General features: G+C 43.9%; 11 protein-coding genes and 5 tRNA genes. 11 read left to right on the forward strand and 5 right to left on the reverse strand.

Annotated elements, in window-relative coordinates:
* Positions 1-30 precede the first annotated feature (30 nt).
* The 10 genes from Nant_RS18120 to Nant_RS18165 all read left to right on the forward strand — a co-directional run bounded on the left by Nant_RS18120 (position 31) and on the right by Nant_RS18165 (position 7,375).
* Positions 31-1,266, forward strand: a complete 1,236-nt coding sequence (locus Nant_RS18120; protein WP_054343029.1) for an aspartate kinase — start codon at positions 31-33, stop codon at positions 1,264-1,266.
* A gap of 123 nt (positions 1,267-1,389) precedes the next feature.
* Positions 1,390-1,599 carry a carbon storage regulator CsrA gene (gene csrA / locus Nant_RS18125; RefSeq protein ID WP_054343030.1) on the forward strand — a complete coding sequence of 70 codons (210 nt, stop codon included), beginning with the start codon at positions 1,390-1,392 and terminating at the stop codon, positions 1,597-1,599.
* Positions 1,600-1,661: 62 nt separating this feature from the next.
* Positions 1,662-1,751 (forward strand) — tRNA-Ser (locus tag Nant_RS18130).
* 5 nt (positions 1,752-1,756) lie between these two features.
* Positions 1,757-1,833 (forward strand) — tRNA-Arg (locus Nant_RS18135).
* Positions 1,834-1,982: 149 nt separating this feature from the next.
* Positions 1,983-2,059 (forward strand) — tRNA-Arg (locus Nant_RS18140).
* Positions 2,060-2,106: 47 nt separating this feature from the next.
* Positions 2,107-2,183 (forward strand) — tRNA-Arg (locus tag Nant_RS18145).
* Between the two features lie 87 nt (positions 2,184-2,270).
* Positions 2,271-3,728: a tRNA uracil 4-sulfurtransferase ThiI gene (thiI, locus tag Nant_RS18150; protein WP_054343031.1), complete on the forward strand. Its 1,458-nt coding sequence runs from the start codon at positions 2,271-2,273 to the stop codon at positions 3,726-3,728.
* Positions 3,729-3,984: 256 nt separating this feature from the next.
* A complete protein-coding gene (locus tag Nant_RS18155; protein ID WP_054343032.1) occupies positions 3,985-4,224 on the forward strand; it encodes an OadG family protein in 240 nt (79 codons plus the stop codon).
* A 57-nt stretch (positions 4,225-4,281) separates the two neighbouring features.
* Complete coding sequence (gene oadA / locus Nant_RS18160; protein ID WP_054343033.1) at positions 4,282-6,060, forward strand: sodium-extruding oxaloacetate decarboxylase subunit alpha; 1,779 nt, start codon at positions 4,282-4,284, stop codon at positions 6,058-6,060.
* A gap of 13 nt (positions 6,061-6,073) precedes the next feature.
* The gene (locus Nant_RS18165; RefSeq protein ID WP_054343034.1) at positions 6,074-7,375 is read left to right on the forward strand and encodes a sodium ion-translocating decarboxylase subunit beta; all 1,302 of its coding nucleotides are present in this window, start codon (positions 6,074-6,076) and stop codon (positions 7,373-7,375) included.
* Positions 7,376-7,478: 103 nt separating this feature from the next.
* Here Nant_RS18165 and Nant_RS18170 read toward each other — a convergent pair whose 3' ends face one another.
* Positions 7,479-8,402, reverse strand: a complete 924-nt coding sequence (locus Nant_RS18170) for a histone deacetylase family protein (protein WP_054343035.1) — start codon at positions 8,400-8,402, stop codon at positions 7,479-7,481.
* A 293-nt stretch (positions 8,403-8,695) separates the two neighbouring features.
* Between Nant_RS18170 and Nant_RS18175 the strand changes: the two genes are divergently transcribed.
* Positions 8,696-10,297 (forward strand): response regulator, encoded by a 1,602-nt coding sequence (locus Nant_RS18175; RefSeq protein ID WP_054343036.1) that lies wholly within the window; start codon positions 8,696-8,698, stop codon positions 10,295-10,297.
* Between the two features lie 164 nt (positions 10,298-10,461).
* Here the strand turns inward: Nant_RS18175 and Nant_RS18180 are convergent.
* The 4 genes from Nant_RS18180 to flgA form a co-directional block, all read right to left on the reverse strand.
* Positions 10,462-10,538 (reverse strand) — tRNA-Arg (locus tag Nant_RS18180).
* 197 nt (positions 10,539-10,735) lie between these two features.
* Positions 10,736-11,230, reverse strand: a complete 495-nt coding sequence (locus Nant_RS18185; protein ID WP_054343037.1) for a flagella synthesis protein FlgN — start codon at positions 11,228-11,230, stop codon at positions 10,736-10,738.
* Between the two features lie 6 nt (positions 11,231-11,236).
* Positions 11,237-11,548, reverse strand: coding sequence for a flagellar biosynthesis anti-sigma factor FlgM (flgM, locus tag Nant_RS18190; protein WP_054343038.1), 312 nt, complete (start codon positions 11,546-11,548; stop codon positions 11,237-11,239).
* Between the two features lie 125 nt (positions 11,549-11,673).
* Positions 11,674-12,378: a flagellar basal body P-ring formation chaperone FlgA gene (gene flgA / locus Nant_RS18195; protein WP_054343039.1), complete on the reverse strand. Its 705-nt coding sequence runs from the start codon at positions 12,376-12,378 to the stop codon at positions 11,674-11,676.
* Positions 12,379-12,439: the final 61 nt, after the last annotated feature.

Below are 12,439 nucleotides of genomic sequence, written 5' to 3' on the forward strand. Positions count from 1 at the left end.
CTATACGGTAGCTAGGGAGACTGATAGGCAATGGCTCTATTTGTACAGAAATATGGTGGGACTTCGGTTGGTTCGGTTGAGCGAATCGAAGCAGTTGCAGATAAGCTGCAGCGGTTTCGTGAGCAGGGGCATGATTTGGTGGTAGCTGTTTCAGCAATGAGCGGTGAAACAAATCGGTTGATTGCTTTGGCAAAAGGTATTCAGGCAGAGCCGAGCCCGCGTGAAATGGACGTGTTGCTTTCGACTGGTGAGCAGGTGACGATTGCGTTGCTTTGTATGGCATTAGAAAAGCGTGGTATTTCAGCGCGTTCTTATACCGGTAGTCAAGTCCGCATTCTGACAGACAGTGCGCACATGAAAGCACGCATTCAGAATATTGACGTAGAGCGTATTCGGGCTGATATCAGCGCTGGGTATGTGGTGGTAGTGGCGGGCTTCCAGGGCGCCGATGCAGAGGGTAATATCACTACATTGGGGCGTGGAGGCTCAGATACGACTGGAGTCGCTCTGGCAGCGGCGTTAAAGGCGGATGAGTGTCAGATTTATACTGATGTTGATGGTGTTTATACAACGGACCCTCGGGTGGTTGAGGACGCACGGCGTCTTGAAAAAATCACCTTTGAAGAAATGTTGGAAATGGCCAGTCTTGGTTCAAAAATATTACAAATTCGTGCAGTCGAATTTGCCGGTAAGTATAAGGTACCTTTACGGGTGCTCTCTAGTTTCGTAGAGGGTCCGGGCACTTTGATTACGATAGAGGAAGACGATACAGTGGAAAAGCCAGTTATTTCGGGAATTGCATTCAACCGTGACGAAGCGAAATTGACCGTATTGGGTGTGCCTGATATCCCGGGTGTCGCTTCAAAAATTCTTGGGCCTGTTAGTCGCGCTAATATTGAAGTCGATATGATCCTTCAGAACGTGGCTGCTGACCAGACAACAGATTTTACCTTTACTGTTCATAGAAATGACTATGCCCGAACTGAAGAGATACTTCGCCAGGTAGCTGTTGATCTTGATGCGCGTGAAGTTAATGGGAACAATAAGATCGCGAAAGTGTCTATCGTTGGGGTTGGGATGCGTTCGCATGCCGGTGTAGCCAGTAAAATGTTTGATACGTTGGCCAGCGAAAATATTAATATTCAGATGATTTCTACATCAGAAATTAAAGTTTCTGTCGTGATAGCTGAAAAATATTTGGAATTAGCCGTGCGAGCACTGCATTCAGCATTTGAATTGGATAGAGTAGATACTGTCAGTGAATGACGACGCTTAATAATTAGTCTATAATATGCGACTAATTATTAGCCGGGTCAGTTTTGATCTTTAGGTGGCCGCAGGCTGCCTAAAATGGCTAATGATATATAATGGACGATTGGGAGATCCGAAATGCTAATTTTAACTCGCCGTGTGGGTGAAACGTTAATGGTAGGGGATGAAGTTACCGTTACCGTGTTGGGTGTGAAAGGTAATCAGGTACGTATTGGCATTAATGCGCCAAAAGATGTAGCTGTTCACCGCGAAGAAATTTACGATCGCATTCAAAGTGAAAAAGAAGGTACGGGCAATGAAAAAGAGGGTGCGGACACGCAAGACTAAGATTTTTAAAAGTTTTTTCTTGCTTTTTTAATTCAGTGTTGTATAGTACGCCCCGTTGACAAGGTGAGGTGGCCGAGTGGCTGAAGGCGCGCCCCTGCTAAGGGCGTATAGGGGGAACTCTATCGAGGGTTCGAATCCCTCCCTCACCGCCAATTATGCGCCCATAGCTCAGCTGGATAGAGTACTTGGCTACGAACCAGGCGGTCGCACGTTCGAATCGTGCTGGGCGCACCAGTCAACTGTGTATCGATTGAAAAATCGATAACTTTAAAGATAAAAATCTTTAAAGAAAAAGTTTAAAAGATAGACTGTATTTAGAGATGATTTTTATCTAAAGATACCGAGAGTTAAAGATATAAAATTTATACCTAGTAAGTGTAAGCGCGCCCATAGCTCAGCTGGATAGAGTACTTGGCTACGAACCAGGCGGTCGCACGTTCGAATCGTGCTGGGCGCACCACTTAATTATTATGATTTTTATATTTATGTTAAACATTGAATGTAAGCGCGCCCGTAGCTCAGCTGGATAGAGTACTTGGCTACGAACCAGGCGGTCGCACGTTCGAATCGTGCCGGGCGCACCACTTATTTATTCCTGCTTCCCTCCTCGTTATAGTTGCTCCTTCTACATCTTAATTTAATCTGTCAATTTAATATGAAAGTTCACTGATATGAAATTCATCGTCAAGCTGTTTCCCGAAATTACCATCAAAAGTCGTCCAGTACGGCGTCGCTTTATTCAAAGACTGCAAAACAATTTACAAATACAGCTGAAACGCATATCCAGCAAAATTACTGTCAGTAGTTTTTGGGATAAGCTCGAAGTTGTCTTGCCCGAAGGGTTATTAGATCTGCGCGAAGAGGTGTGTGGCACGATGCAGCGCACACCGGGTGTGCAATTTTTCTTGCAGGTTGTTGAGTATCCGCTAGGTGACTTTCAGGATGTGTTTGAAAGAACCTTGCCGCTTTACGTCGACCGTATCAAAGATAAGACTTTTAAGGTGCGTGTAAAGCGCCACGGGACGCATGACTTCACTTCAGTAGATATTCAACGCTACGTAGGCGCTTGTTTGCTGGCGCATACTCAATCAGCCGGTGTTGATGTACATAATCCTGATGTTTACGTTGATATGGAAATTCGTGAAGATCGGCTCTACGTTGTTGAAAAAATACATCAGGGATTAGGAGGCTACCCTCTGGGTACGCAGGAAGCCGTGTTATCTTTAATCTCCGGTGGTTTTGATTCGGTTGTCGCTTCTTATATGACCATGCGACGTGGATCAAAGACGCATTTCCTTTTCTTTAATCTGGGTGGGAAAGCTCACGAAATCGGAGTGAAGCAAGTCGCGTTGCATCTTTGGCAGCAATACGGGTCTTGTGCGCGCGTTAAGTTTGTTTCTGTTCCTTTTGATGAAGTGGTTGGCGATATTCTGCAAAACGTACATCACTCGCATATGGGTGTCGTACTCAAAAGGCAAATGATGCGTGCCGCTGAGCAAGTCGCTGATTTTATGAAAATCGATGCTATCGTGACAGGGGAAAGTATCGCTCAGGTATCCAGCCAAACCATTCCAAACTTAACTATTATTGATCAGGCCACGACTAAGTTGGTTATCCGTCCTCTGATAACGATGGACAAGCAGGATATTGTTGACAGAACTAAGGCGCTAGGCTGCTTTGATATCGTGAAAATGATTCCTGAATACTGTGGTGTTATTTCTGACAGGCCGACTTCTCAGGCAAAAATAAAAAGAGTGCTTGAAGAAGAAGCGTGTTTGGATATGAGTGTGCTGACTAAAGCAGTATATAATGCTCAAACCATGGCTATTGATCAAATTATAGAAAATCTTGATATACGCAGCGACATTGAAGCGTTGAGTAAGGTCTCAGAAAATCAAGTCATTGTCGATGTGCGCGCACCTACTGAGCAGGAGCGTAAGCCGCTTAATATGCCTGGCTGTGAGATATTGCTGGTTCCTTTTTATGAATTAGAGGCTGCTGCTGCTGCGTGGGGCTCTAATACAGAATACTTATTGTATTGTGATAAGGGTGTTATGAGTCGGCTGCACGCTGAGAACTTGCAGGATAAAGGCTTTGAGAATGTAAAAATTTACCGTCCGTTAGTCTAATTTACTTGAGACTTAGTATGTTGTTATGAAGTATCTAACTGATTTTGTTAGGTAATAGTATTATCGACAATCATGCTGCATGTGCGCAAAAGTTGATCTGAATTGGTACGGTAAAGTTGCTACGCATTGCCTTTTGAGGTTTAATTGCCCCTGTTACAAAATTCTATTTTTCAGTATTGCCTTTAAATCGAAGGTGTTATTCGCTGTAAAAAGTTTTTGTGCGTAATTTTCTATCACATATTAGGAGCAGCCACAGATGGATAATCTGTTATCAGAAGGCCTGACATTAATGGTCTTTGGTATGGGCTTTGTATTTATGTTCCTGACATTGTTGGTCGTTGTTACGACTTGCATGTCAAAGCTGGTTGTGAAATATGGGCCGGCACCGCAACTTAAAGCCGCACCGTCAAGAGCGGCTGTGCCTGTTGCAGCACAAGTTAACAGTGATGAGCTTGTTGCTGTAATAACGGCAGCCGTACATAAATATCGTTCATAAAAAACGATAAACAACTATAAAATTCGTGCACTATTATCGACAGAAGGCCTTTTACCCATGTCCGATGCTAAGAAACCACTTGGTATTACTGATGTAGTTTTACGTGATGCTCATCAGTCTCTCTTCGCTACGCGTATGCGTATTGATGATATGTTACCCATCGCTGAAAAACTGGATCAAATTGGATACTGGTCCCTTGAAAGCTGGGGCGGTGCCACGTTTGACTCCTGTATTCGTTTTATTGGTGAAGATCCATGGGATCGTATTCGCGAATTAAAAGCGGCTATGCCCAATACGCCCCAGCAAATGCTACTGCGGGGACAGAATTTACTGGGTTACCGTCATTATGCTGATGATGTTGTCAATAAATTTATAGAACGTGCGGCTAAAAATGGCGTGGATGTGTTCCGTATTTTCGATGCGATGAATGATCCTCGTAACCTGGAAACTGCGATTAAAGCAGTTAAAGAGACAGGCCGGCACGCACAGGGGACTATTTCATATACAACCAGCCCTGTGCATACCACAGATATGTGGGTTGAATACGCAAAAACGCTTGAAGATATGGGCGCAGATTCAATTGCAATTAAGGACATGGCAGGAGTTCTGACACCTTACGCAGCGTTTGATCTGGTGTCACGTCTTAAGGCACAGACCGATCTTGAAGTTCAATTGCATGCGCATGCAACGTCAGGATTGTCAGATATGACTATCTTAAAGGCTGTTGAAGCAGGTATTGACCGTGTTGATACGGCTATTTCTTCTATGTCTATGACTTATGGTCACAGTGCTACTGAGTCTGTTGTCGCAGCACTGCAAGGTACTGACCGCGATACGGGGCTTGATCTCGAAAAGCTTGAAGAGATCGCAGCTTACTTCCGTGAAGTGCGTAAGAAATATGCTAAATTCGAAGGTTCCTTGCGTGGAACCGATTCTCGGATACTGATAGCTCAGGTGCCGGGTGGTATGTTAACCAACATGGAAGGTCAGCTAAAAGAACAGGGCGCATTAGATAAGTTTGATGAAGTCCTGGCTGAAATCCCACGTATTCGTAAAGATTTAGGTTATATACCGCTAGTCACACCGACGTCTCAAATAGTGGGAACCCAGGCGGTTATTAACGTACTGATGGGTGAGCGTTATAAAACCATATCAAAAGAAGTCCAGGGTATTCTGAAAGGTGAATATGGCGCAGCGCCTGCTCCATATGATGCAGAATTACAGGCACGTGTATTGGATGGCGCTGAAGCGCTGACATGCCGTCCAGCAGATATGCTGGAATCTGAGGTAGAAAAGCTAACAACAGAGCTACGTTCTTTGGCTGCTGAAAAAGGCGTTCATTTAGCCAAGGCAGACAACGAAATAGACGATGTATTGACATACGCGTTGTTCCCTCAGATTGGTTTGAAATTTCTGGAAAATCGCGGTAACCCTGATGCGTTTGAACCTGCCCCTACAATAGAGGATGCTAAAGCTATGGCTGCACCTAAAAATACCGGACCTCAAGTTTATACAATTACGGTCAATGGTCAGAATTATGTTGTTCAAGTGGCTGAAGGTGGAGATATTTCATCGGTCACGCCGGCAGTTGCTGCGACTGCCGCGGCTCCTGCACCAACAACCGGTGAGGCTGTTCCAGCGCCACTGGCAGGTAATATCTGGAAAGTGCAGGTCTCCGTTGGTCAGGCGCTTCAAGAAGGTGACGTGTTGGTTATCCTCGAAGCAATGAAAATGGAAACCGAAGTGCGTGCAGCGAGAGCGGGCACGGTTGTTTCTGTCGAAGTTAAAGACGGCGATGCGGTTCAGGTGGGTGATACGCTGATTACACTGGCGTAAGGGGTCTACCAAAATGGATAAGCTTCTCGATTTATGGTTCGCATCAGGCATCTACAATGTTTCTGGTGGACAAGTGGTAATGATCGCAGTCGGTCTGATGCTGCTTTACCTGGCGATCCGCAAAAATTTTGAACCATTATTGCTCGTTCCAATAGGCTTTGGTGGTATTCTTGCGAACATACCTGAAGCAGGATTAGCATTTTCGGCCGTTGAAAATGCGGTGCATTTTGCTTCACCTGAGCTGTTGCTTAGTTTTGCTTCTGTATTAGGCATATCTGGTATTGATCCGCATGATATCTTGCAGGCGTATCATACGGCTAATGCGAGTACACATGCCGCAGCAACCTTGCTGGCTAATGATAATAATTTCAATAATGGGATGCTGTATAATTTTTATAGCGTTGCGATTGCGTCGGGTGCCGCCCCTTTGATTATATTCATGGGTGTCGGGGCGATGACAGATTTCGGTCCATTATTGGCTAATCCTAAAACATTGTTTTTGGGTGCTGCCGCTCAGTTTGGTATTTTTGCTACGGTATTGGGTGCGGTTGGTCTGACAAGTCTGGGTATTATGGACTTCAGTATTCAGGATGCTGCGGCTATCGGAATCATCGGCGGTGCTGATGGCCCAACGGCTATCTATGTTGCTAGTTTGCTATCTCCGCAGTTGCTGGGTGCTATAGCGGTTGCTGCATACTCGTATATGGCCTTGGTTCCGCTAATTCAGCCGCCGATTATGCGTGCTTTGACGACAGAAGCTGAGCGTAAAATTAAGATGGTCCAGCTGCGTCATATCTCTAAATTAGAGAAAATTCTATTCCCTCTGTTGTTGCTAATTCTTGTTGCCATGTTGCTACCAGATGCTGCGCCACTGTTGGGTATGTTCTGTTTCGGAAATCTAATGCGAGAGTGTGGTGTTGTTGATCGTTTGAGTGATACTTCTCAGAATGCCTTGATCAATATAGTTACCATCTTCCTTGGGCTTTCTGTGGGTTCTAAATTATCTGCAGATAAATTCTTGGATATGCAAACATTAGGTATTCTGGTGTTAGGTATCATTGCTTTTGGTATCGGTACCGCGATGGGTATTCTGATGGCTAAGTTGATGAATAAATTGGCAGGTGGTAACTCTATTAATCCATTAATTGGATCTGCAGGTGTTTCCGCTGTACCTATGGCTGCTCGTGTGTCGAATAAGCTAGGTCTTGAGGCTAATTCTCAAAACTTCTTATTGATGCACGCTATGGGCCCAAATGTCGCTGGTGTTATCGGTTCTGCTGTTGCTGCAGGTGTGATGATCAAGTTTGTTGGTTAATCGCTAAAGTAAATAAAAAGGCCGCTCATTCAGCGGCCTTTTTATATCTATTGTCCCGCCTTAAATTGTTCTGTGCTGATCCGCCGGCAAGTAAATTTTATATCTAATATCCCGCTAATATTTCTACATGCGCCTCAACACTGAAGGCCAGTGCTACTGGGTTGTAGCCACCTTCAAGAACAGAAACTATTCGACCCTTTGAATATACTCTCGCGACATCCATCAGTAACTTCGTCACCCATCGATAATCATCTTCATTAAGGTTGATATCTGCCATAGGGTCTTCATGATGCGCATCAAAACCCGCAGAAATATAAATCATATCTGGTTTATGTTTCTGTAAAGCCGGCAGCCAGTATGTTTCTACCATCTTTCTGAAAAAGGCGCTGTCGCTATGGGCAGGCATTGGGCAATTGACGATATTTGGGCGCTGAATATCGCAATACCTTTCCGGGTAGTACGGGTGCTGAAAAGTTGAGCATACTAATACTTCTGGTTTGTCTTTAAATATATCTACCGTTCCGTTGCAGTGATGTACGTCAAAATCAACAATAGCGACTCGGCTTACGTCTGGGTGCTGTAGCGCTTGCATTGCGCCAATAGCGACATTATTAAAAAAACAAAAACCCATGGGCGTATTATGTTCTGCGTGATGGCCCGGAGGTCTGACTGCGCAAAATGCATTATCTGTTTTGCCTGAGAGAACGCGGTTGGTTGCAAGAATAGTTGAGCCAGCCGCTAAGCTGGCTGCATGTAATGAATCAGGACACAATGCAGTATCCTCGTCAGTATAAACAATCCCTTCTGACGGTAGTTTCATTTCAAGGCGCTTTTGGTGCAAAGGCGCATGCGCTAATGCAATCTGTTCAGCCGTTACGTGTACTGACTGGAGTGTGTCTAATTGTTGTATTAAGCCTGTTCGTTCAAGTACTTTACGTATAGCAAGTAAGCGTATAGGACTTTCTGGATGTTCAGGCCCCATGTTATGAAGACCGCAGTCATCATGGCTGATAAAGGTAGTTGTCATAATCCTTTCTACTCTCATTCTTTCTATGCAAGTGTACTGGAAAATATCACTTCAGGCTGCTTAGCAGAAGGTCTAAGTATGCTGTAAAGGATCAATTTCTTGATTTAAATCATTGGGCCTGAGTATCCATAAGGATATTATATTTTCACAGCATAGAACTGTATTAAGCACTGCGTGTTCACCTTCGCCGGTGTTTTTTTTTATCTACGGGTTAGTCTCCTTCCCCCAGCCTCCAATGGCTTTTATACTATTGTAATAAAACCTATTCTTGTTTCAAAAGGAACACCGGTTTCGTGCATTCGCCGATAATAGATTATTCCGTAAAACGTGTGCTGTTGATAGAAAGCAGCGGTAATATGCGCTCGACTATTGTTTATATGTTGAGACAGTTGGGTATTGCCAATATTCAGGCAATAACCATTAATGATCAGGTAATGGAGCTGATAAAAGAGAGTGCCTTCGATATTGTATTGCTGGGCCATAATAGTAGTGATGCATTAGCAGGTATGCAGTTACTCGAAGAGTCGCGTTATCGTGGTTATATAAAACCGGGTACCTGTTGGATTTTCATGACAGGTGACGCCTCGCAAGAAGTTATCCTGCATGCTATCGACTGTCAGCCTGATGCGCTCCTTACAAAGCCCTTCACAATGGAAGAACTTAAATCCAGGCTTGACCTGATGATGTATCGTAAAGAGGCATTACGAGAGGTTGATGCAGCGGTCACTCGTGGGCAGTTGGATTTGGCTGTTAAGCTGTGCGACCGTGTTGAGTTATCCGGCAGTAATTATGATTATGTGCAACTTATTAAAGGAAGGTTGCTGCTGCGCATGAACCGATTTAAAGAAGCAGAAAAATTTTTTAAATATAGATTTATGCATCTGAGTGAAAAAGAAAGTGGGCTCTGTCTGGCTGAGGCTTATATCGGACAGGAGAGATATGTAGATGCAAAAAATCTTCTATCAACATTGATGAATAAATTCCCGCTCCTGTTGCCGGTCTATGACTTGTTAGCAAAAGTACTTGAGCATGAAGGCGAAATGCTTCCAGCTCAGGATGTTTTGAAAAATGCAACGCAGAAATCTCCGTTAAGTTTGTTGAGAAACATGGAGTTAGGTCGGGTAGCGGTTTATACAAAGACACTCGAGTTGGCTAGCACAGCTTATCGAAAATCAATATCTCTGGGGAGGCATAGTTGTTACCGTTCACCTGAGCCTTTTCTGCGCTTGGCCAATATTAGGCGTTTAGAAATGCTTGATGCGCCAGAACGCGAGCAGATTAACTTACGCAATCAGTTCGATGAATTACTTAATACGGCTAGCTATCAATATCCGAAAGATCATACCTTGAGGGTTAAATCGGCATTACTTAAAAGTCAGATGAGTAGTGATCTTGGTAAGGAAGAGGACGCTAATCGGTATATGAGTGAGGCGTCAAAGTATGCAGAAAAGCTTCATCCCTCATTTGATCTGCGACGTGAATTACTAGATGTAACGGGGGATCGTTTGCCTATACTGGAGAAGCAGCCCGAGCCCGCTGTTGTAAAAGGAGTTACTCATGATCCCGATATGAGTATTAGGGTTAACCGACTCGGCGTTAAGCACTATCTTGCCGATAAGATTCCTCAGGCGATTCGTTATTTTGGTTTAGCGATTGAGAATGATCCAAAAAACAGTAGAGCTTTGTTGAATCTTGCTCAGCTATTTCTCGAGTCTGCAAAGCAGCAAGTTGCCCGTCGTGATGAGCGCTTGAAAATGGTAGCCCGGTATTTACGTTTAGCAGAAAGGATGACATTAACTCAAATAGAGATGCAGAAATTAACGTTACTTAAAAAATGCAGTGCAGTTGCATTGGAGAAATTACCTGATGGCAGCCTTGGCTCGTTACTTAAATAGCGTATAAGGTCTCAGCATTCTACGAGAAGTCGGGTCAAAGGGTTGTCGTACCAGAGTAGATTCAGTAGAAAAATCTAATGTATAGAGCATGTGCGGGTGTAAACTCTGGATGCTTGGAATATTGGATAGTACGAAATTTAAAGGAAATTGGCAGGAAGGTGTAATGGTGTCCCAGGCAGGAATTGAACCTGCGACCTGCCCCTTAGGAGGGGGCTGCTCTATCCAGCTGAGCTACTGAGACAAATATAAGTACCAGGTGATGAAAAAACCTGTATTTAAGAGCCGGTATATTAAGGGTTTTTCGGTACTCTGAAAAGTAATCATCTGTTTTTTTCGGGATTTGTTCGCTAAATAGCAGAAAGATATATTGTTGTGTGGATGATGCTGTTTTGATTTTAGATGTTTGTATAGAGTGTTGTGGCGTATTGCCCTTCAGGTTTAGGCTTTTCCGAGGTGGGATTGTCCGGTGTAGTTGCCTTTTGCGCCTTTGGCTGTATAAAGGCTGTTAGTAGGTTTCTGGCCGCGTAGTATGGTGAGTAGCTTATTTACATTTTGACTATTACGCATTAAAACCTGCTCATTTCGCAGATTGGCGTCCATAGTTGTTTTTAGTGTTGTTTCCAGCGTACTCCAGTGGTTCCTAAATTGCGTAACGAGTGTTTGGTCAGATGTTTGTGCTAACAAAGATTCAAGACCCTCTTTCGATACAGAAAAACCAGCCGTCACCAGATGCTCTGCGCGGGCTTGATTATTTTGATCGAATTGGATGAGTACTTCTTTTTTTTGATCGTTTAGTTTTTGAATAACATCAATGTTACGTGATTTTAATGCGTCTAATTCTTCATCCAAAAGTTTCTTCAAGCTGCTTAAAATAGCAATGCCCTCATAAGCGAGGGCATTAATGGCGCTGACAGTGGAAGAGAAATCAGTCATCTTTGATTATTCCAGACTCGATTCAAAACTAATAATCTTATCGGCAACACTCTGAGCATCGACCTGGTAAGTGCCATTATCAATCGCGGCTTTCAGGCTGGCGACGCGATCACTATCAACGTCAGGTGTGTTGGCAATTTTAGCGTCTGCTGCCTGCATCACTTTAACGGTATCACTTAGTTCAACCGTATCTTTTTGCACCGGACGCGTAGGAGTGCTCGTCGTAGGTTCAGCACTCCCATTTGTTTTCTGGGTGCTGACCTTGTCACGGCCATTCAGCGCTTGTTGCGAGAACGAACTGTTAAGATCAATAGCCATTGTTTCTACCCTCAAAATCTACGTATACAATGTTTAGCGGCAGTGATTGGTGTAACTTTAGGGGTAAATGGAAAAATATTTATATATCAGAATGTTTCAATTATAAACAAGCGTCCAAATAATAGCTACGGCGATACCGATACCACTCCTCTGCTTTGAACGTAGGCGTGGATCTCTCTTTGTGATTTATTATTGAGCACCTTAATTTGTTCACCTTGTTTGCCGCTCTGGAGTGCGGTCCCCTGTGTTCTCACTGAAAGCGAGCCAATAACAATCTCGATGATGACTATATCGCCACGTTGAATCAGTTCAGGGATCAGTAGCATATTTGCTGTGAGTAAGGTGCCTGCAGGGATGCTCCTGCGGGCGGTAAGATTAATCAGCCGTTCTGGTTTGGTGAAGTACCCTTGGTTTAGCGAGCTGGTATTCTGTCGGGTAAAATACACGTCGGCAGCACGAAGGCGAGAGCCTTTTAGTATCGGGCGTTTAACGACGGCGACTAATGCAAATATATCGACTCTTGCACTGACATAAACCATCCATTTTTCGGGCTCATTGCAGTTGACTCGTAGTGATAAACGTCCACCTGAAGGCAGTTTATCAGGTAGCGGAATTGTAAATTTTTCACATTTTTTTGAATTTATCTGATCATTAATGTCGTTTACGACTATATTAATATCAGATCCAGGTGTTTTCGCGGTAAAGTGACTGTAAAGGCGTGTTTCTACAATGGATTGCAGAGATTCTGCTGCACATTGTGTTGAGAAAAGATAAGTACTTAATAAAATGAATAGAGTGCCGATAACCGGTATTATTCGAAAAAAACTCACGGTAGCTCCTGGATTTGAACAGGATTGTTGTCGTGGTATCGCTGTTTCAGAGACAATGGAT

Origin of the sequence: Neptunomonas antarctica, from assembly GCF_001305295.1 — a bacterium.
Lineage (GTDB): Bacteria > Pseudomonadota > Gammaproteobacteria > Pseudomonadales > Balneatricaceae > Neptunomonas > Neptunomonas antarctica.